Here is a 15190-nt window from a genome sequence, read left to right as displayed (position 1 = left end):
TTTATTTATAGTTGTAATAAGTTCAGCTGACTAATTAATGTAGCTAATTAAACTAACTTTATTAACTTTTTGTTGATCTGGAATTAACTGCTTAATAACTAATGATAGAAACCATTGATGTATGGTTTCCTTCGGATCTTGATCCAAATAATGCTAAAAAATATAATAGTTTGCCTGTCATGCTTGGAATTATTTTTGGCATAGGTGCATATGTAATTAGTGGAAAAATTATTCCTGGGATTTTCAACTCCTAGTAAATACTGAGGTAAGAAAACGGAGGTCTTAATACTCCCGCATTAAGACGGATTTACTATTGGTATTTATTTCTATTAAATCAGATATAGAAAAGCGACTAAAGCTAAGAACAACTAAAACTTTGGAGAGGATATAAAGGCTCTCTTCTGTAAATAACTAATGTAGAAACAATGAAAAACCAACCTTCAACAAAAACATCTAATCAAAATGATGATTATGTAAAAAGGTCTCAAGCAGAGATGCAAAGAAGATTCGTGGATTTGCAATTTAAGAGAAGTGAATTGGAGAAGCAGTTAAAAATTGTTAATGAAGTTCTTTTTGCTTTGGGTAGAGAAATGGAGCAATACTTTTCATATGATCATCTTTATAAGTAAGCGTAAAGTCTCGAGTTACGCCACATAAGCAAAAGCGCTAATTCAGTGTTTAGTATTGAAGAGAATAGAATTTTTACTTGATATTAAATTCAATTAAAATTATTTTGAGATTGGTTTATGGCTTAAGACTTTAACTGTTTAAGAAAAGATAATTTATGTATATTTACTATAAGCTATAGATTGTTTTTTTTTATTAGTTTACTCCAGTAGGCATAATTAAAAAATATAGCTACAAATAATGATTACTTTAAGAAATTATATACACCAGGGATTCCTCTTTCTTTGCATCTTTTTTATGATATTATTCTCATCTTCTTTTAAGACATTTGCTGAGGAGATCGAATGGTTAGAAGTATCTAAGACAAATAATGAATTATTATCTATAAACCCTAATTCAATCAAATACAATAACAAAGGTTTTCTTTCAGTTATTGCTAAACACTCTGTGATTGACTCAGATGATCAAACCGTTATAAACGATGATCCCTTCTTAATGGCTATTGATTGTGAGAACAGATTATTTAGTAAATTCCCAGCAAATGCAGATCTTAAGCAAGTAAAAAATTGGGAAAACCCCATTAATAATAAGTTGATTAAAAAAACTATTATTAATAGTTGTTCTTACTAATTGATTTGGATGAAAAGACATAAATACTTTTCTATAGTTGTAGTTCAAAAGAATAATTAAAAAGTTGAAGAATGATCATATTTAATTGAATTTTTGATAAAACTATGCAAAGTAGTTGTGTTGGTTTTTTTACTCTTGAGTTATGCAGCGTTATCTGATCTCTTATGAATTTAATGATGGAGAAGATCAAGAAATAGGTGGTGATATGTTGGTTAAATGGTATGAAACAGGAGGAGTAGAGAATAGACCAGAAACCTACGATGTTCATTCATGGGTTTTCATGATTCAGAATGGCACGGGTCACTGCGTTGTTAGCTCAGATTCTTTAGAAACGATATGGAAGCTCTGGCATCCTTGGAGAAAATTGATGGATATATCTATTCAACCTTGTTTAGACCTTGAAGAAACAATCTCATTGATCAAAATAACTAGACCATAGAACAAATCCTAGATTGAAAATAAAAATCGATTTAAAAAGCCAGTTGATCTCTTCTCTTTTGAATGGCTGTAAATACATTCGGTAGAATTAGGAAAAGTAGTGATAATTTTTACTAAGCAATGAATTAAATGAACACAACGGTCTTATATGCTCTGGCTGAATTGATGTGAATTTATGCTGACTATTTTATTTGCTTCTGCATTTCCTTGGCTCTGGCTTGCGGGAACAGATCTTGGAATTAATCATTTTACTACTGACTTAGTTCTTGTTGTGTCGTTCGCAATTTTGACAGCCCTACCAATGTCATTCCTTAGGCCAACAATTAAAAAGTGGGAACAAGCTGGAGTGAAGAGCTCTATTTTTACCAAGTAAACTTTAAAAGTTGACAGCAGATTTATTTAGGGGGGCAATAGCCCCCCCCCCCATCTTTTTTGGTAATTCTTACGGATTGAATCTTTTTGGGTTATGGATTTAATAGAAACAAATTAAAATTTTTTATGTCCATTATAGCTTTCTTGAAAAAAAAGATTTCTAAGATAAAAAACAGGTTTGATGTGCAAAAAGTTCCATTAATGATGCAGAAAGATCTGAAAACAATGGCTTATTTGAACAAGATTTAAATCGAAATAACAAAAACATAAGCCAAACTTATAACTAAGAAAGTAGGGTTGATCTAGTTAAGCCTTACTTTATGACTGCTACTGCTGCTCCAACAGTAAAAGATCAAGAATTAATGCCATTGGGATTGGTTGAATCAGCAAAAGTTAATTCATTTGCAGATTTGATTCCATCGAAGGTGAATGAAACGGAAGCAAATGAAGAAAAGGAAAAAAATGACTTTATAAATATTGTTATTTGTCATCTAATTTTTTATTCGATTTTTTGCATTTCCCTTGCCTTGCACATCCTTATTGATCTTGGTCTTGGATCGTTTGTTAAAAATCAATTTTTTAAGTTGATTGAAATTGCAAACAATACTCTTGTTGAGAAAAATCCTGCTTTCGCTTGATTAAAGATTATTTTTAAAATAACTATGCTCTACAGTTAATCCTAGGAGTGTTTTTAGCTTTTTTGCTAACTATTTGATACCAAATTAGATTTGCTTCCTTTGCTAAATCCATATATTCATTTCTTCCTTCAGCATTCTTCATTTTCAATAAAGTGAATGCGTACCGATAGGTTAGTTTTTTGGTCATAATCATCAAGTCAATAGATAGAAGGATGTATCAAAGAATCAAAACGTTTTGTATTTAATGTAACATAATGAACTTTTTTTGTCGTAAATCTAGTCATTGCATATATTTAACTAGCTATTAACTGTTATCAGATAATCATTTTATATGACATGTGCAATAAAAGGAGAATTATTTTTTACTTGTTTATTGCTTGAGTATTACAACCAATAAAAACTGAATTCAACTTATTTATTAATTGGTTTTATGTATTACTGATAGAGTTGACAATGAATTTATTGATGAAAACTTTAAAGTTGATACTCCAACAAGACAAATTAGCGTCTACTAAAATCATTAATAAATTTTAATTCTTATGGGAGATAAGAAGAAAAAAAAGAAGTGCAAAAAGAAAAAATGCTCTGCTTGGAAGGGTGGTAAATGTATTTGTCATGGTCAATAAAAACAATCACAAATAATCGGACTGGTTGGTAGATACACATTTTGAGGTAAGTCAAAAATTTAAGAGAGTAAATTATCCTTTGGGTTAGCACTACCTCGACCGAACTACGCTAGAAGGGATTTTTTCTTAACTTGTATTTATCGGTTATGTAAATTTTTAACCGTAATTTCTCACGCAATTTAAATTGTTAAAAATGACATCATCAAAAAGCCCTAAAAATTGGTCAGAGTGGAACAACACAAAACATTTCACTGACTATTCAAGAGATTCAAGTACAGGAAAACTTGTTCGCTTCACGATTGCTGCCTTGCTTTTTGTTCCTGTAGGCTTTCTTGCTTACATGACCACCATTTAAAACTTAATATATCTACTGAGATATTATGACAATTATAAATTTAAGCTAGTTTTTCAACCTAGTTGTAAAAGCATCACCTTCTACAAAAATTTTTTTTCGGTTAATACCTGCTGGTAAAGCAAAAATTAGCACTAAAGATAGGAACACAATTAAATCCAATGGGAACCTACCGATTCCCCATTCTGAAAATGCTAGAGCTAAGGTTGTGATTTGCATCTTGTTTTTTAATGATCAGCCAAAATTTATACGAAATTCCTTATTCTGTAATATTGGCTTAGCAAAAGTTATTGAGAGAGTTTGAAGTTGTTGGATTAAATAATAATTTCTATACTCTCGCTGTTGGATTTACCTATGAATGCAGCAGGCATTTGTTAAACTTCTAATGATTCTTCAATAGTTTCCCGCAAATTTTGATTTCATAAATTTTGAGTTACAAGTATTTGAGATGATTCAATCATTTATTTTAGAATCAAACCATACGTCAACTCTTTTAACTCATTGGCATAAATAAATTGTTAGTAAAATAGCTTTTGACTCCAATGAGGACAAAAGCAGGAGCTGATCTTAACCAATTTTTCGAAAGCAAAAAAGGTTTACTCACTAGTCTAGGGATGATGAATGAAGTAAAAACTTTACTGCGTGTAATCGATTTATGTAGCAATAAACTTCAAATTTAATAGTGGAGGAGGAAAACACTACTTTTGTAGCTTTATTAGCTTTAGGTAATCGAATTAAATACATTGGGTAATATTAAAAGGTTACTAAAAAATATCGTGACTTCGACTCACCTAATAAATGGCAAAACTGTTAATTTCTCCTCTGCTAATCGTAGGTTTATTGTATCCAGTCTCTGCTAAGGCAGAAGTCTATAATGCTCTATATGATATCCACTTCTACTAAAGACGACTAGACTATTGAGGTTGCTAATTGTCAAATAACTCTTTCATAGGAGGGGTTCTCAGGACCAATAGATTTCAACTCTAAAGATAATATTTCGCAGTTGTATTCAGTTCGACAAGAATATAATCTTCTTCTAGGTGTTGCAGGGGCGGCTGGTGGCACTTATACAGGAGCAGTACTAGGCTTTGCAGTATGTGGTGCAAGTGCAGGAATTCTCTGTATACCAGCGTTACTTGGAGGCGTGTATGGAGGAGGTCGTTTGGAATCTCAAGTAGGGAAAGGTAAAAATTTCTTATTTTCAGTCATTGGTCAGAATTCTGAAGGAAGCACCGTTGCTCAAAATTTTAGAACGCTTAAAAGGAAAACCTCCAAAAAACTTAAAAATCAATTGTCTTTATTACTGGTTTAAAAATGGGTCAAGTCAAAATTATTAGAAAATGAGGTTTATTTTTTTTCTAAAACATTGTATTGGTAAATAATATTGGTATTAAAAGAAATGGTGGGAGCCATGAAAAGTTGTGTTTATATAGTTTCAATCCATCAAATAAATAACTCTTAAGCTGATGAGTAAAAAAAAGAAAATAAAAAAAACAAATACTAATAATGTTCAAAAAATTCTTGAACAACAACAATCCGAAAAAAACAATACACTCGTTTTTGGTGGGATTTTACTTGCAATGAGTTCTATAGGACTTTTGATTTTTGTACTTAGCGATAAGGTCTTTCATCTGAATTAAGACTTATTTTTTGCATTAAAAATTACTTCTACGAGAAATATCTTTTTATTTTTTTCATCCTCTTAAAATTTTTAAGGAGGTGTTTTAGACCCTATAACTTAATGCTTTGATTGCTATTCAACTTTTTTATGGACAGCTAGATATTCACTATCGGTAAGAATTGGAATGACCTCAACATCAATTCCAAATTCGATACCTCAAGGGTGATACGTTTTCTAAACTACTTTGTGATCGAATGCTTTGACAATCGCCCATCCACTATTCCCTTCTGGATTTACAATTCTTTTGATGGCCTCGAAATCTTCAAACTTGTCTGATTCTCAACAACTTTCATCATATTGAGCATAAACTTCAGCCCTTTAAATATGTTCTTCTTGAAAAGGAAACTTCAAATGTATTAAATAAATTTGCATCAATTAATAAGTAACTATTATTACATCACATCTTTAATAATAAAAATGTTGATCAATCACAATGATTTTAATGAGTTAATTAGGATAATAAAAGTTATATCTTAGTCTAGGCTTAAGGCGAAAGTGCTAGGAAAATGATTAAGTCAAGCCGTACCATATAAACCGAATATCACTCACTCACGTTTTTGTTTCTACCACTAGATAATTATATAAACGATTACGCTAAATGAATTATTTTAAAAGGGTTTCTTTGGAAGAAATTTTAGAAGAGGATATTTTCTTAAATTATAAAGAATACTCATATCTTTTTAGAAAATTCTGAGTCGTAATGAAAACTACTGAATTACTTTTGATATTTTTCTCATTATCGTTTTCTTTTTTAGGAATATCTTTGCTTGTTTTTTATTAGTGTTTTTCCACTTTTTATAAGTCAGCTTACAAACACTGGATTAATTACTTATGTTCATAATATTTAAAAAGTGCTTTTATAATGATAAAGAAATCAAAATCTTAGTTTTCGAATTTTTTACCTAATGGAAGACCAAATTAATGCTGCCGAAAAAAGCACATCTATTTCAGCTGAAATATGCCAATGGTCAGGAGCTATATTTGGTATTTTGTTTGGGTTAGGATTTTTCTTGGCTGAAGTACAAAAGAATGAGTTAAAATCTTTATTTTGGTGGAGGCCAATCTCTGCTCTTGTCGCTGGAGCAGCAGTTTCAGCTCATGGTAGTAATGTTATTAATAATAAAAGGACAGCAGAACTAACTGCTTTGTTAGTTAGATCAACCAATAGCGCGTCTGAGTTGCCGATAGTAAAGTCATCAGAATATTCAGACCTTTTGGAGGACTCTGATAATCAATGACTTTTTAATTTTTTAAGCTATTTAAGAGTTATTCTGATCTTTTCATACGGTTTACTTTTCCTTAAATAACGAGGAAAGAGAAACCTAAAAAGGTCAATGATAATGACGAAAATATTAGAATTAATTCAGTGAATTTCATTTTGATCCTCTAGAAAGTTACCCTTTGTGGTTGAACCTGATAGGAACAGATACCAAATTGCAAACACTCCATTTCTTCATCGTTATTTGAAGGAGGTTTAGTAAAGCTTAGTCTTTCAGATAGCTGACTGAGGACAAGTCGTGCAGCATTTTCAGCAGCTTCTGTAGTTAATTGAGCAAAGCGCTTTCCGTATGACATAGGAAGTCCAAGATCCACAATTTATTTCTACTCCTATTGGGTGATTGATACCTAGAGAATTAACACTTGAGTATTTATACGGTTTTAATAATCACTAGGTAGTCTCTTTGTAATTGAAGATTTAGATAAACTTATTTCTTTGTAAATTCTTTCAAGATTTAAAGTGTGGCATATAAAATTTATATAGTTTTAGAGATTGTTTTTTTTAGATTATTAGGTTAAATGAATTGAAAATCAATTGGAATTTTCTTGATGAGCGGCGATAATTTGCTTTGTCATTTGCCAGTAAGATTTTATTGCGATGAAATGACGGAGACCAAAAAGATTATTTATTTGGAAAGAAAATCTCAAGAACTAGATGATTTTATTGAAAATCTTCCTGAAGTGGCATAGTGCTGGATTTATATTCATCCAAAATACAACTCTTCTGGTCTAGGTGATTGGGCTTGTACACCACAAATCCCAAACTGTAAGCATTCCTGTTCCTCATCTTTTCGTTGTTTTTTCGTTTGAGAATTACTGAGGAATAATGCTTGGATATTGTGAATTAAAAGTTTGAATGGATTTAAAGACATAATTAGGCTCCCTAAATATCCTTTAACATTTCTACTCTAATCGGGTGCAAAAACTTAGGAAGAAACCCCAAAGTATTTATACGTCTTTACAGGGTGTGAAGAGGTCGTTTTAAGTATCAAAAGATGTGCCTAGATTTAATAATATCTAAAGTAGCCGAATGATCAAAACAATAATAAGAGCAACGTATTCTGCTTTTATTTCTATTGTCTTAATCTCAATTATTCTTGCTGGCTGGACTTGTTTTGCTTTTATTTCCCAACCCACAAAATCAGGTGAAATAATTAATATTATAAAAGATATGTATAAAAGTCAGAAGTCAGTAATTATAGACGTCGTTGATCTTTCGAAATTACTAATAAAGGATAAAAGTAAAAGAATATCTAGTGAAGATAATAATCTTTTAACAGAATCAGAATTGCTGACAAATGAAGAAGACAAGTCTCTTTTAGATGAGTCTTCAATTCTAGAAGACAATGGTGATAATCCTCTCGGGATTGTTATTGAACAATCCTTGCCTGAAGTAAGCGAAGAAAATTTGCCTGAAATTAGTTTAGGGCCATTAGAAAATGATCAGAGTGAGGTTTCTATGAATGAAATGGAAATAGGAATGGATATGAATTAAGTCAGTTTAACGAACTTTTTTAAAAGGCTTTAATATTGTTTTGCTTCCAGTTTTTCTTATGAATAAAATTCTACCTATAGTTTTTGCCCATTCTTTTACGACAGGGCCTGTTTTGGCATTGAGTGAAGGTGGATGCTCTTTATCTAATAACAAAGCAAGTCAAGATGAGACGTTTGAGCAAGTTGATAGTGCCTATTCTGCCGAGAGCTAATTCCAAGAAAATGAATGACTCCTTTCTAATTCGAATTGTTTCTTTCTCTCTTGGTCTTCTTCTGATTCTTTGTCCTGCGGATGTAAATGCAGATGAAATAGATTCATCGCTTGTAGAGTCAGATCCTACTGAAACCTTTCAAGCTCCTATGCAAATGACAGAAAAGCAAATGAACGATATTTTTGGCGAAGATCCCTATTTAGGCCAAACTTCTTATCTTCAGTCTCCGGATAGCTTTAGTCAAAGAGAAAAATCAAAATAATGGTACTTTTATTATCAAGAAAAGTACTAGTTGATCCTTCGACACTTGTATCTAAGTATTGTATTGGTTTTCCGTGACTGTATAAATACTTGAGTGTTCCTCCCCATAGATTTCTTAAACCAATATGAGTAGAAATTAAGCAGGTTGTTTAGATGTCTAACCATGCCATTCTCAAAGCAATTATTTCGAAATTTTTCCGGGGTTTCCATTCAAGGAAATGAAATGTCTGAGTTGTTTTCTAATTACAAGCCAAAATATGATGATGATGTAATGGAGTGCTTGCAATTTGGTATCTGTTCTACGCGTCCAGCCCCCCCAAGAGAAATACCCTATTTTCACTTTTGAAAAACAACTTTTCTTATATAACTTTTCACTATTTACCAGTACTTAATTAACCTAATTAGCCAAGGTTAGCGAGCGTAAAATTATTAAAATCAAAACAGTCGTGACTAAAGGGAATGCTGGGTAACGAGTTTTGAAATTAGCAGGAGGCCATGGAGACCAGGAGATAAGTCTTCCTTTGGGCTCTTTACTTGCCTCTTTTTTCTCTGAAGTATTTGACGTCTTTGGGATAAATCCAAGTTTTTTGTTTTTCTTTTCTTCTGTCATAGTTCTTTGATTTAAATAAAATATTAAAAGGTCAATTTGCTGAGTGTGACTTTGAGGGCAAATAGATTGATCTGATTTTTTGCATTTTTTAAGATGATTTTTACACAGACATATCCAGAAGTTGAATAGTATTTAAGTAGTTTTTTATTGCACTCTGCATAAGAAGCCTTAGCTATAAGAATCTTTCGTGCAATGTTCAATGAGAGAAAAAGTATTGAGAGTTTTAATGCTTATCAATATATCCGATGTTATCTAGTTGACTTGTCACTGCAAGAGTTAATTGAACTCGCGAAACACTATGGAATCGAAGTGGTTAAAGCTTCCTCATTAAATAAAAAATTGGAGGTTAACCCTACACGCGGTTGATGATTTCCCTTCTCAGAATGTTTTAGTGATAAATCAGTAACTAAGATTTTGTTAAATGAGTAGGCACAACGTTCGGGTAAGAGCTAGATTCACGTATGGTTTCATGAAGAATGTAGCTAAAAGAAAAATAGACGATCGATCTGAAAAGCTTCACATGTTCACTAAAGTTGTCATGGAAAAGCAGGCTTTGAGAGAGAGGTATATTGAGTTGATGAATGATGCTGAAAGAGCAGTTGGTAGGAAAGAAGCTATTTACCTTCTTAGAGATGCTGAAATTATTTGGCAAAAAATTAAAAGTTAAGATTTCCCCTTTCTAACTTTCGGGAGTTTAATAAATTTTTACAATTATATCATATTAAAAATGAAATCTTAAATCCCAAAAGTTAATATTTGAAGTGATAATTCTAGTTATAGAACTTCATTATATTCAGTCATTAAATCTATTAGGTCATCAACTATCTCATCTTCATCTTGTCCGATGATAGTTTTTGTCCCAAGGTCAAAGGTGGATTTTAAATCAGAAAGTAGTTTTCTATCTTCTTGGTTTAGAGGATTTATTTTATTGAATTTATGCATTATTTGTAAACAGAAGGATCAAAGTTGATTTCAAGTTGATTATTGTTATTAGAAAATTGATAAAGCCCCCACAACTCTCCTCTATCGGAAGCTTCAACTATTGATTCGTAGAATTCAGGAATATGTGATGACATGGTTCTAAATGGATATGGGTGAGATGCCCGCAGAAAGTTGGTGGAAATTAATCACTCCAAAAGAAATGAGAGCGGGAATAAACCAACTAAATGGAAGAAAAATTCTGATTTTAGATTTTGTATCTTCGGACATGGTTCAATTTCGATAATTTAATCATGCGTTAAATATTTCTTTATCGAGAGAATTATTGGTTCGGTTACCTATATAAAAACGTCATCCAAAGAATCTTTTTATGTTTGTTGCTCCTATTCAAGATAATTAAACTTTGTTTTTAAATTCTATAGCCCTAATTTCGTAGGTTTTAAATTCTGGTGTTGATTCATGAGGAACAGCTGTAATGGGAAATCCCACCGGCTCCAAAGAATTTCTTGGGCTTGAGTCTGTCGTATTTTTTCTGTACCTCTAATGATTGTTCCTCGTAAGGTTTGTCTAAAACAGCTTGTAGTTCCATTATGAGTCCATAGTCGCCTTTCTCTGCTATTTCGTATGCTGGTGTGATGAGCCATTCCCGCCATGTGTATTTTGGATTAATGCGTTTCATTTTTGCTGATATTTCATTTTGATCACCTTTGTTAATTACGTGCTCCCGCCATCTTTGTAGCCAACTAATCCATTTGGTCTCAATCTCTTCTGAAATTGGTAGATAGAAACTATCTTTTAAGTCCTTAAGTTTTTTTGGGATACTTGAAAGTTTTCTGAAAAAGATTGTGTAGTCGACCTTTGTGTGAACCATGAGCTGTAACATCTCATTTACTAGAGGTGCGTCATAGGTGACTAATCCTAGTTTCTTTGTCCACATGTTCTCCATTTTCTGATTCATTACTGTAGTAAATCCATCGCGGATGCTATCTAGCCTGTCCAGTGCCTTTGCGTTGCCGGTAAGCAGAGGTCGAATCGCCCCCCAAAACATTTGATAATTTGCTTCGGCAGCAACTTGTTGGTTAAAGAATGCAAAATGTTCACCCCCTCCTGTCCAAGGTTGGAATCTGGGATCGAAGAGTTCGCAAAAACCAAATGGACCGTAATCGAGAGTGAAACCTCCTGCAGCGCAGTTGTCACTGTTGAAATTACCTTGGCAGTAGCCAATACGTATCCAATTAGCTACTAATGATGTGAGTCGTTCTCGGAATGAATTTGCGAGCTCTACGACTTGATCGCTAAAGCTAATGGTCGGATCAATTTCCTCCTTGTAATTTCTTACGATTAAGTGCTTCACAATCATTTCGAGCTCTTTCATTGCATCTTGATGCTCATTGTTTCGTACTCGACGTGCAAAGAGTTCTATCTGACCTACCCGTAAAAATGATGGTGCGACTCGTGTTGAGATTGCAGCTGGTGTTTCTACTAATATGTCTGGATCGATTGAATTGGAGTCTTTTATATACCAAGGCCTGCGAACTGTTTCAGATTTAGAGACATATAGTGTGAGAGATCGTGATGTTGGTACTCCGAGTGACTGCATATATTCCTGAGCTAAAAACTCACGAACACTTGAACGAAGCACTGCTCGTCCATCAGCTCCTCTACAGTATGGTGTTGGCCCTCCTCCTTTAAGTTGCATCTCCCATCTTTTGCCATTAAAGAGACCTTCAAATACTGAAATAGCTCTCCCATCTCCATAGCCGTTACCGGTTCCAAATGGACACTGCTGAGTATATTCAGTTCCATAGATAGATAATGCGTAACCCGTAGCCCAACCAAATGGTCGCATCGGTGTTGTTGCAACACTTATGTCACCGGAGAATAGACGACGAAAAAGCTCATCTAGAGCAAGTTCCTGACTCAAACCTAACTCGTTAAATAATATTTTACTGTGTGCGACATATTCTGGTTTTGGAATTGCTGTTGGAGTGACAGGTACATAGTGACCAGAAAAGACCTCTCTTGTTAGGTGGTCGTCACCATCATCTGTTGCCTGAGGATCAGGTTCGAGAGAATCCATGAATGAGTAGTCAACTTGTTTTGCAAACTCAGAAAAAGTTCTAGTTGTCTGCATAGCTTTAGTACTGCTCATTTAGATCTTTTTGTAGTTGGTCAAGTCTTTAATTTGATGATTCTTTCATCTATATTTCTAGCATAGATTCGAAGCTTTAATGTTCTTAAATTTTGTATTGAACTAGCCGATAAGTCTAAAAAATGGAGAGTAAAATATTTTTGATTCAGCTGTATCCTAGAGAAAGTTTCAAGACGTAAAACTTAAGGGCTAATTCAATTCCATGTAGAAGTTAATTCGTATCAGCTACATTTTTAAAGAACTCACAATAAACCATTAAATCCGACTCTTTTTCTGTTTTGAGATTTAGGTCCGAAATTGCTTTAGCAGTTTCTATTCTGTAAGCATACCAATCTAGGCAAAGATCTCTTTGTCTCTGAGTCTCAGAGATTACATTTGGTTTTAAGGAACTGACTCGAGAAGTGTTCTTGGTACAGCCACTTATAAATACAGCAAATACAACAAGAGAAAGAAAGTGTTTCATCTTTTAATTAACTTTGTAAGTAACTAGTGATGACGGTTGAATCATAAATGTGTCCAGCTTCCTCAATTAAAGGTCTTACTTCAGGATTGGAAAACATTGCGATTGATTTACCTTTTTCAGCTTGCTCTATAACAACGGCACTACTTGGATCCTCTTTATTTATCCCTCTATAAAGACAAACAATTTTTTCTTCTCTCATAAGTTGTATGTTTTCTTCACTGTCATATACCGCTGCCCATTGTTCAAACGGAACAGAAATCTTAAAGCTGAATATGGTTGTTTCAAGAGCCACTTATTTGATTAGATGATTATGAGCTAAAAAATCATTGCATATTTTTATATAAAATTCTGTCTCATTAATCATATCTTCAACCTCTCCTTTCAAAATTATGATTTTTTACTGTCATCACTATTAATTTTCTAAATGACTGATTATCTAAAAAGACCTCCTTTTTTCTTTGGAGTCTTTGCCTGAAGCTGTTCTTCTATGACTAATCTTGCTTTCTTATGAGCAATTTTAGATTCAACCATTGTTGTGATTGATATCAAAAATAAGCCTCCTATTCCAATTAATTGTTCGGCTTTTGTTGGTTCTGTATCACCATTTAATATGGCTCCTAAAACGAACCAAGCTGTAGCTGCTCCTACAGTTGCAAAGTAAGGAATCCAGCGACGTTGGTAAAGGTATCCAGCACCTAAGCCAGGAAGGAAATTTAATGTTGTCGCTACCCATCCACTGGATGCAGCAAGAATTTGTTCCTTAGAGGGGTTATCCATGTTAATCTCTAAAATCAAATTATGTCGATATCAATTGTTTTCTGTGGACTTATATTGCTGTTGTGAGTTACACCACACAATTAGAATTTACTTTCGATTTTTTCAAGCGGATGACCAGACTCGAACTGGCGACATTCAGCTTGGGAAGCTGACGTTCTACCACTGAACTACACCCGCAGATCTTTAAGTTAGCGAAGTTAAATGCCTACCCTATCTTTAGACACTTTATGAAATGAGAGTCTAATCAGTTCTTTTAATGCCTATATTTCTGTTTTTGCAGTCTTTTTCTATTTCTTTTTTGATCATCTCATAAAGTGCTAATTCTTCTGGATCTTCAGAACCAAGTCCATACCCCATCGTTGCAGCAATATATATTTTGTGTTGTCTATGAGAACTCAGATTCATTAGTTTTTAAATATTAATCAACGTAATGGGATGAATCATCTTATCTAAGAAGATAACGGCAAATGTAATTTTAATAAATCATAGCGAACTTGAAGATAATGAATATCTTATTAAGCAGAAATGATTTCTTTGTTTCTTGATCTCTTTAAAACTGCGTAAAAAGCTAAGACACTTATCGTTCCAGATGGACCTATAAATACATGCCATATTTGTTCGCCTGAACTTGAAAGTAGAATCCCAAAAAATGTAGTAAAGATTACTCCCGTGATTGGATAAATAAAGAAAACCCAATCTTCAAATCGCTTCCACCATTGCGATATAAGTAGAATACTTATTAATACTTGAATTAAAAGAGTTGTTGACTTGTCTAGTAACCAATAAGAAAAAACCGTGGCAATTATTAACAAAATATTGCTAGTTATGATCGACTTGTTTTTAGCGACTGAAATAGTAAAGAACGATAATCCAATAGAAAGAAATGAATAAAACAGCCAATTATATATTGATGAGTGATCAATATATATCCAATCCGTAGTCGTATGATCGAACATTTCAAACATTGAAGCAAGGCCTAGTGAGATAAAGGCAAAAGGGGGTAGCAGAGGAAATCTAATTTGCTTGAATTTGTTTATGGACTTAATTCCAATAAGGATAGGGATGAGAAATGCTTGTAGATGTGCTAATAACAATAATGATTTGAAGGTCAATTCAATTAATTTGGAGCTAATACGAAATTAGCAACTTTATTGAAATCTTCCTAATACAACAACTAATATTTTTTAAAGAAACTTACCAATGATTGAAACCGGGTTAGTTGTTTAAATGAGGAAACCCGAGGACGGACTAGGCGAATATTTGGAGGTTGACCGTACATTCCAAAAATAATCAAAAATTAATCCTTGATTTAAGCTAATACTAAGATAAAAGCAACAAGTAAATCAGTAAGAAGATATGTTCTTGATTCCTCCAGACTCACTTTCAAGATTATTGGTTGTAATGGTGGCGACAGTTTTTGAGAAAATGAATTTTTTTGCGGTTTTAGATCCTTTAATAAAAACCTTTATGCAAGTTGCACTTGTAATTGGTCCATTGAGTCTTGTGGTTTTGGTTTTGCTACTTAGGAAAATTGAAAAAGATCATCCAGAAAGTATACGTTGGTAGTAATGAGAAAAGAAAATCAATTCAACTCCGATTCGAATTATCCAGAATACTTTTGGCCGTAAATATTAACTCTT

At 33.0% G+C, this 15190-nt stretch carries 31 protein-coding genes and 1 tRNA gene; 18 read left to right on the top strand and 14 right to left on the bottom strand.

What is annotated here, in order from left to right:
• The first annotated feature begins 101 nt into the window (after positions 1 to 101).
• From O5633_RS03125 to O5633_RS03100, 6 genes are all read left to right on the top strand, one after another.
• The gene (locus tag O5633_RS03125; RefSeq protein WP_269610614.1) at positions 102 to 254 is read left to right on the top strand and encodes a hypothetical protein; all 153 of its coding nucleotides are present in this window, start codon (positions 102 to 104) and stop codon (positions 252 to 254) included.
• A gap of 171 nt (positions 255 to 425) precedes the next feature.
• Positions 426 to 629: a hypothetical protein gene (locus O5633_RS03120; protein WP_269610613.1), complete on the top strand. Its 204-nt coding sequence runs from the start codon at positions 426 to 428 to the stop codon at positions 627 to 629.
• A 295-nt stretch (positions 630 to 924) separates the two neighbouring features.
• Complete coding sequence (locus tag O5633_RS03115; RefSeq protein WP_269610612.1) at positions 925 to 1257, top strand: hypothetical protein; 333 nt, start codon at positions 925 to 927, stop codon at positions 1255 to 1257.
• A gap of 142 nt (positions 1258 to 1399) precedes the next feature.
• Entirely contained in the window at positions 1400 to 1696 is a 297-nt protein-coding gene (locus O5633_RS03110) for a DUF3303 domain-containing protein (protein WP_269610611.1), read from the top strand.
• 174 nt (positions 1697 to 1870) lie between these two features.
• On the top strand, positions 1871 to 2068 hold the full coding sequence (locus O5633_RS03105; protein ID WP_269610610.1) for a hypothetical protein: 198 nt from the start codon (positions 1871 to 1873) through the stop codon (positions 2066 to 2068).
• Positions 2069 to 2387: 319 nt separating this feature from the next.
• Positions 2388 to 2705, top strand: coding sequence for a hypothetical protein (locus O5633_RS03100; RefSeq protein ID WP_269610609.1), 318 nt, complete (start codon positions 2388 to 2390; stop codon positions 2703 to 2705).
• Between the two features lie 22 nt (positions 2706 to 2727).
• On the opposite strand, the gene O5633_RS03095 is transcribed toward O5633_RS03100, so the two are convergent.
• A complete protein-coding gene (locus tag O5633_RS03095) occupies positions 2728 to 2892 on the bottom strand; it encodes a hypothetical protein (protein ID WP_269610607.1) in 165 nt (54 codons plus the stop codon).
• A 632-nt stretch (positions 2893 to 3524) separates the two neighbouring features.
• Between O5633_RS03095 and O5633_RS03090 the strand changes: the two genes are divergently transcribed.
• Entirely contained in the window at positions 3525 to 3686 is a 162-nt protein-coding gene (locus O5633_RS03090) for a hypothetical protein (RefSeq protein WP_269610606.1), read from the top strand.
• A gap of 45 nt (positions 3687 to 3731) precedes the next feature.
• Here O5633_RS03090 and O5633_RS03085 read toward each other — a convergent pair whose 3' ends face one another.
• On the bottom strand, positions 3732 to 3902 hold the full coding sequence (locus O5633_RS03085) for a hypothetical protein (protein ID WP_269610604.1): 171 nt from the start codon (positions 3900 to 3902) through the stop codon (positions 3732 to 3734).
• 784 nt (positions 3903 to 4686) lie between these two features.
• Between O5633_RS03085 and O5633_RS03080 the strand changes: the two genes are divergently transcribed.
• The 3 genes from O5633_RS03080 to O5633_RS03065 all read left to right on the top strand — a co-directional run bounded on the left by O5633_RS03080 (position 4687) and on the right by O5633_RS03065 (position 6602).
• On the top strand, positions 4687 to 4995 hold the full coding sequence (locus tag O5633_RS03080) for a hypothetical protein (protein ID WP_269610603.1): 309 nt from the start codon (positions 4687 to 4689) through the stop codon (positions 4993 to 4995).
• 154 nt (positions 4996 to 5149) lie between these two features.
• Entirely contained in the window at positions 5150 to 5323 is a 174-nt protein-coding gene (locus O5633_RS03075) for a hypothetical protein (protein WP_269610602.1), read from the top strand.
• Positions 5324 to 6269: 946 nt separating this feature from the next.
• Positions 6270 to 6602, top strand: a complete 333-nt coding sequence (locus O5633_RS03065; protein ID WP_269610601.1) for a hypothetical protein — start codon at positions 6270 to 6272, stop codon at positions 6600 to 6602.
• Positions 6603 to 6750: 148 nt separating this feature from the next.
• Here the strand turns inward: O5633_RS03065 and O5633_RS03060 are convergent, their stop codons facing one another.
• Positions 6751 to 6957 (bottom strand): hypothetical protein, encoded by a 207-nt coding sequence (locus O5633_RS03060; RefSeq protein ID WP_269610600.1) that lies wholly within the window; start codon positions 6955 to 6957, stop codon positions 6751 to 6753.
• Positions 6958 to 7191: 234 nt separating this feature from the next.
• Between O5633_RS03060 and O5633_RS03055 the strand changes: the two genes are divergently transcribed.
• Positions 7192 to 7332 (top strand): hypothetical protein, encoded by a 141-nt coding sequence (locus tag O5633_RS03055; RefSeq protein WP_269610599.1) that lies wholly within the window; start codon positions 7192 to 7194, stop codon positions 7330 to 7332.
• A 14-nt stretch (positions 7333 to 7346) separates the two neighbouring features.
• On the opposite strand, the gene O5633_RS03050 is transcribed toward O5633_RS03055, so the two are convergent.
• A complete protein-coding gene (locus O5633_RS03050) occupies positions 7347 to 7514 on the bottom strand; it encodes a hypothetical protein (protein ID WP_269610598.1) in 168 nt (55 codons plus the stop codon).
• A gap of 158 nt (positions 7515 to 7672) precedes the next feature.
• Here O5633_RS03050 and O5633_RS03045 point away from each other — a divergent pair, with 158 nt between their 5' ends.
• From O5633_RS03045 to O5633_RS03035, 3 genes are read left to right on the top strand one after another with little or no spacing between them, the layout of a single operon-like run.
• Positions 7673 to 8137, top strand: a complete 465-nt coding sequence (locus O5633_RS03045; RefSeq protein ID WP_269610597.1) for a hypothetical protein — start codon at positions 7673 to 7675, stop codon at positions 8135 to 8137.
• 58 nt (positions 8138 to 8195) lie between these two features.
• On the top strand, positions 8196 to 8348 hold the full coding sequence (locus tag O5633_RS03040; RefSeq protein ID WP_269610596.1) for a hypothetical protein: 153 nt from the start codon (positions 8196 to 8198) through the stop codon (positions 8346 to 8348).
• Positions 8349 to 8358: 10 nt separating this feature from the next.
• A complete protein-coding gene (locus tag O5633_RS03035; protein WP_269610595.1) occupies positions 8359 to 8610 on the top strand; it encodes a hypothetical protein in 252 nt (83 codons plus the stop codon).
• A gap of 396 nt (positions 8611 to 9006) precedes the next feature.
• Here the strand turns inward: O5633_RS03035 and O5633_RS03030 are convergent, their stop codons facing one another.
• Positions 9007 to 9219, bottom strand: a complete 213-nt coding sequence (locus tag O5633_RS03030) for a hypothetical protein (protein WP_269610594.1) — start codon at positions 9217 to 9219, stop codon at positions 9007 to 9009.
• A 192-nt stretch (positions 9220 to 9411) separates the two neighbouring features.
• Between O5633_RS03030 and O5633_RS03025 the strand changes: the two genes are divergently transcribed.
• Together O5633_RS03025 and O5633_RS03020 are read left to right on the top strand one after the other, a co-directional pair.
• A complete protein-coding gene (locus O5633_RS03025) occupies positions 9412 to 9585 on the top strand; it encodes a hypothetical protein (protein WP_269610592.1) in 174 nt (57 codons plus the stop codon).
• 55 nt (positions 9586 to 9640) lie between these two features.
• Positions 9641 to 9886, top strand: coding sequence for a hypothetical protein (locus O5633_RS03020; protein WP_269610590.1), 246 nt, complete (start codon positions 9641 to 9643; stop codon positions 9884 to 9886).
• 107 nt (positions 9887 to 9993) lie between these two features.
• Here the strand turns inward: O5633_RS03020 and O5633_RS03015 are convergent, their stop codons facing one another.
• Together O5633_RS03015 and O5633_RS03010 are read right to left on the bottom strand one after the other, a co-directional pair.
• Positions 9994 to 10161 carry a hypothetical protein gene (locus O5633_RS03015; RefSeq protein WP_269610588.1) on the bottom strand — a complete coding sequence of 56 codons (168 nt, stop codon included), beginning with the start codon at positions 10159 to 10161 and terminating at the stop codon, positions 9994 to 9996.
• A complete protein-coding gene (locus O5633_RS03010; protein WP_269610586.1) occupies positions 10161 to 10295 on the bottom strand; it encodes a hypothetical protein in 135 nt (44 codons plus the stop codon). The genes O5633_RS03015 and O5633_RS03010 overlap by 1 nt, the downstream gene beginning before the upstream one ends.
• A gap of 14 nt (positions 10296 to 10309) precedes the next feature.
• Between O5633_RS03010 and O5633_RS03005 the strand changes: the two genes are divergently transcribed.
• Positions 10310 to 10444: a hypothetical protein gene (locus tag O5633_RS03005; RefSeq protein ID WP_269610585.1), complete on the top strand. Its 135-nt coding sequence runs from the start codon at positions 10310 to 10312 to the stop codon at positions 10442 to 10444.
• Positions 10445 to 10615: 171 nt separating this feature from the next.
• Here the strand turns inward: O5633_RS03005 and O5633_RS03000 are convergent, their stop codons facing one another.
• The 7 genes from O5633_RS03000 to O5633_RS02970 form a co-directional block, all read right to left on the bottom strand.
• Positions 10616 to 12310 carry a protein adenylyltransferase SelO gene (locus O5633_RS03000; RefSeq protein ID WP_269610584.1) on the bottom strand — a complete coding sequence of 565 codons (1695 nt, stop codon included), beginning with the start codon at positions 12308 to 12310 and terminating at the stop codon, positions 10616 to 10618.
• 211 nt (positions 12311 to 12521) lie between these two features.
• On the bottom strand, positions 12522 to 12773 hold the full coding sequence (locus tag O5633_RS02995) for a hypothetical protein (protein WP_269610583.1): 252 nt from the start codon (positions 12771 to 12773) through the stop codon (positions 12522 to 12524).
• Between the two features lie 7 nt (positions 12774 to 12780).
• On the bottom strand, positions 12781 to 13065 hold the full coding sequence (locus O5633_RS02990) for a DUF3764 family protein (RefSeq protein WP_269610582.1): 285 nt from the start codon (positions 13063 to 13065) through the stop codon (positions 12781 to 12783).
• A gap of 140 nt (positions 13066 to 13205) precedes the next feature.
• Positions 13206 to 13550: a hypothetical protein gene (locus O5633_RS02985; protein ID WP_269610581.1), complete on the bottom strand. Its 345-nt coding sequence runs from the start codon at positions 13548 to 13550 to the stop codon at positions 13206 to 13208.
• Between the two features lie 105 nt (positions 13551 to 13655).
• Positions 13656 to 13727: transfer RNA gene (locus tag O5633_RS02980), tRNA-Gly, on the bottom strand.
• 63 nt (positions 13728 to 13790) lie between these two features.
• Positions 13791 to 13955 carry a hypothetical protein gene (locus tag O5633_RS02975; RefSeq protein WP_269610580.1) on the bottom strand — a complete coding sequence of 55 codons (165 nt, stop codon included), beginning with the start codon at positions 13953 to 13955 and terminating at the stop codon, positions 13791 to 13793.
• Between the two features lie 110 nt (positions 13956 to 14065).
• Positions 14066 to 14515, bottom strand: coding sequence for a hypothetical protein (locus O5633_RS02970; protein ID WP_269610579.1), 450 nt, complete (start codon positions 14513 to 14515; stop codon positions 14066 to 14068).
• Between the two features lie 391 nt (positions 14516 to 14906).
• Between O5633_RS02970 and O5633_RS02965 the strand changes: the two genes are divergently transcribed.
• Positions 14907 to 15116 (top strand): hypothetical protein, encoded by a 210-nt coding sequence (locus O5633_RS02965; protein WP_269610578.1) that lies wholly within the window; start codon positions 14907 to 14909, stop codon positions 15114 to 15116.
• The last annotated feature ends 74 nt before the right edge of the window (positions 15117 to 15190 follow it).

This window comes from Prochlorococcus marinus str. MIT 1013 (assembly GCF_027359395.1).
Taxonomy (GTDB): Bacteria; Cyanobacteriota; Cyanobacteriia; order PCC-6307; family Cyanobiaceae; genus Prochlorococcus_B; species Prochlorococcus_B marinus_E.
The sequence above is the reverse complement of the archived record's forward strand: the minus strand, read 5'-3'. Positions and strand labels throughout refer to the sequence as shown.

What these genes read in the sequence shown, in the direction of transcription:
- O5633_RS03125 (WP_269610614.1), top strand. Translation starts at nt 102, where the DNA reads ATGATAGAAACCATTGATGTATGGTTTCCTTCGGATCTTGATCCAAAT.
- O5633_RS03120 (WP_269610613.1), top strand. Translation starts at nt 426, where the DNA reads ATGAAAAACCAACCTTCAACAAAAACATCTAATCAAAATGATGATTAT.
- O5633_RS03115 (WP_269610612.1), top strand. Translation starts at nt 925, where the DNA reads ATGATATTATTCTCATCTTCTTTTAAGACATTTGCTGAGGAGATCGAA.
- O5633_RS03110 (WP_269610611.1), top strand. Translation starts at nt 1,400, where the DNA reads ATGCAGCGTTATCTGATCTCTTATGAATTTAATGATGGAGAAGATCAA.
- O5633_RS03105 (WP_269610610.1), top strand. Translation starts at nt 1,871, where the DNA reads ATGCTGACTATTTTATTTGCTTCTGCATTTCCTTGGCTCTGGCTTGCG.
- O5633_RS03100 (WP_269610609.1), top strand. Translation starts at nt 2,388, where the DNA reads ATGACTGCTACTGCTGCTCCAACAGTAAAAGATCAAGAATTAATGCCA.
- O5633_RS03095 (WP_269610607.1), bottom strand. Translation starts at nt 2,892, where the DNA reads ATGACCAAAAAACTAACCTATCGGTACGCATTCACTTTATTGAAAATG.
- O5633_RS03090 (WP_269610606.1), top strand. Translation starts at nt 3,525, where the DNA reads ATGACATCATCAAAAAGCCCTAAAAATTGGTCAGAGTGGAACAACACA.
- O5633_RS03085 (WP_269610604.1), bottom strand. Translation starts at nt 3,902, where the DNA reads ATGCAAATCACAACCTTAGCTCTAGCATTTTCAGAATGGGGAATCGGT.
- O5633_RS03075 (WP_269610602.1), top strand. Translation starts at nt 5,150, where the DNA reads ATGAGTAAAAAAAAGAAAATAAAAAAAACAAATACTAATAATGTTCAA.
- O5633_RS03065 (WP_269610601.1), top strand. Translation starts at nt 6,270, where the DNA reads ATGGAAGACCAAATTAATGCTGCCGAAAAAAGCACATCTATTTCAGCT.
- O5633_RS03055 (WP_269610599.1), top strand. Translation starts at nt 7,192, where the DNA reads ATGAGCGGCGATAATTTGCTTTGTCATTTGCCAGTAAGATTTTATTGC.
- O5633_RS03050 (WP_269610598.1), bottom strand. Translation starts at nt 7,514, where the DNA reads ATGTCTTTAAATCCATTCAAACTTTTAATTCACAATATCCAAGCATTA.
- O5633_RS03045 (WP_269610597.1), top strand. Translation starts at nt 7,673, where the DNA reads ATGATCAAAACAATAATAAGAGCAACGTATTCTGCTTTTATTTCTATT.
- O5633_RS03040 (WP_269610596.1), top strand. Translation starts at nt 8,196, where the DNA reads ATGAATAAAATTCTACCTATAGTTTTTGCCCATTCTTTTACGACAGGG.
- O5633_RS03035 (WP_269610595.1), top strand. Translation starts at nt 8,359, where the DNA reads ATGAATGACTCCTTTCTAATTCGAATTGTTTCTTTCTCTCTTGGTCTT.
- O5633_RS03030 (WP_269610594.1), bottom strand. Translation starts at nt 9,219, where the DNA reads ATGACAGAAGAAAAGAAAAACAAAAAACTTGGATTTATCCCAAAGACG.
- O5633_RS03025 (WP_269610592.1), top strand. Translation starts at nt 9,412, where the DNA reads ATGTTCAATGAGAGAAAAAGTATTGAGAGTTTTAATGCTTATCAATAT.
- O5633_RS03020 (WP_269610590.1), top strand. Translation starts at nt 9,641, where the DNA reads ATGAGTAGGCACAACGTTCGGGTAAGAGCTAGATTCACGTATGGTTTC.
- O5633_RS03015 (WP_269610588.1), bottom strand. Translation starts at nt 10,161, where the DNA reads ATGCATAAATTCAATAAAATAAATCCTCTAAACCAAGAAGATAGAAAA.
- O5633_RS03010 (WP_269610586.1), bottom strand. Translation starts at nt 10,295, where the DNA reads ATGTCATCACATATTCCTGAATTCTACGAATCAATAGTTGAAGCTTCC.
- O5633_RS03005 (WP_269610585.1), top strand. Translation starts at nt 10,310, where the DNA reads ATGGGTGAGATGCCCGCAGAAAGTTGGTGGAAATTAATCACTCCAAAA.
- O5633_RS03000 (WP_269610584.1), bottom strand. Translation starts at nt 12,310, where the DNA reads ATGAGCAGTACTAAAGCTATGCAGACAACTAGAACTTTTTCTGAGTTT.
- O5633_RS02995 (WP_269610583.1), bottom strand. Translation starts at nt 12,773, where the DNA reads ATGAAACACTTTCTTTCTCTTGTTGTATTTGCTGTATTTATAAGTGGC.
- O5633_RS02985 (WP_269610581.1), bottom strand. Translation starts at nt 13,550, where the DNA reads ATGGATAACCCCTCTAAGGAACAAATTCTTGCTGCATCCAGTGGATGG.
- O5633_RS02975 (WP_269610580.1), bottom strand. Translation starts at nt 13,955, where the DNA reads ATGAATCTGAGTTCTCATAGACAACACAAAATATATATTGCTGCAACG.
- O5633_RS02970 (WP_269610579.1), bottom strand. Translation starts at nt 14,515, where the DNA reads ATGTTTGAAATGTTCGATCATACGACTACGGATTGGATATATATTGAT.
- O5633_RS02965 (WP_269610578.1), top strand. Translation starts at nt 14,907, where the DNA reads ATGTTCTTGATTCCTCCAGACTCACTTTCAAGATTATTGGTTGTAATG.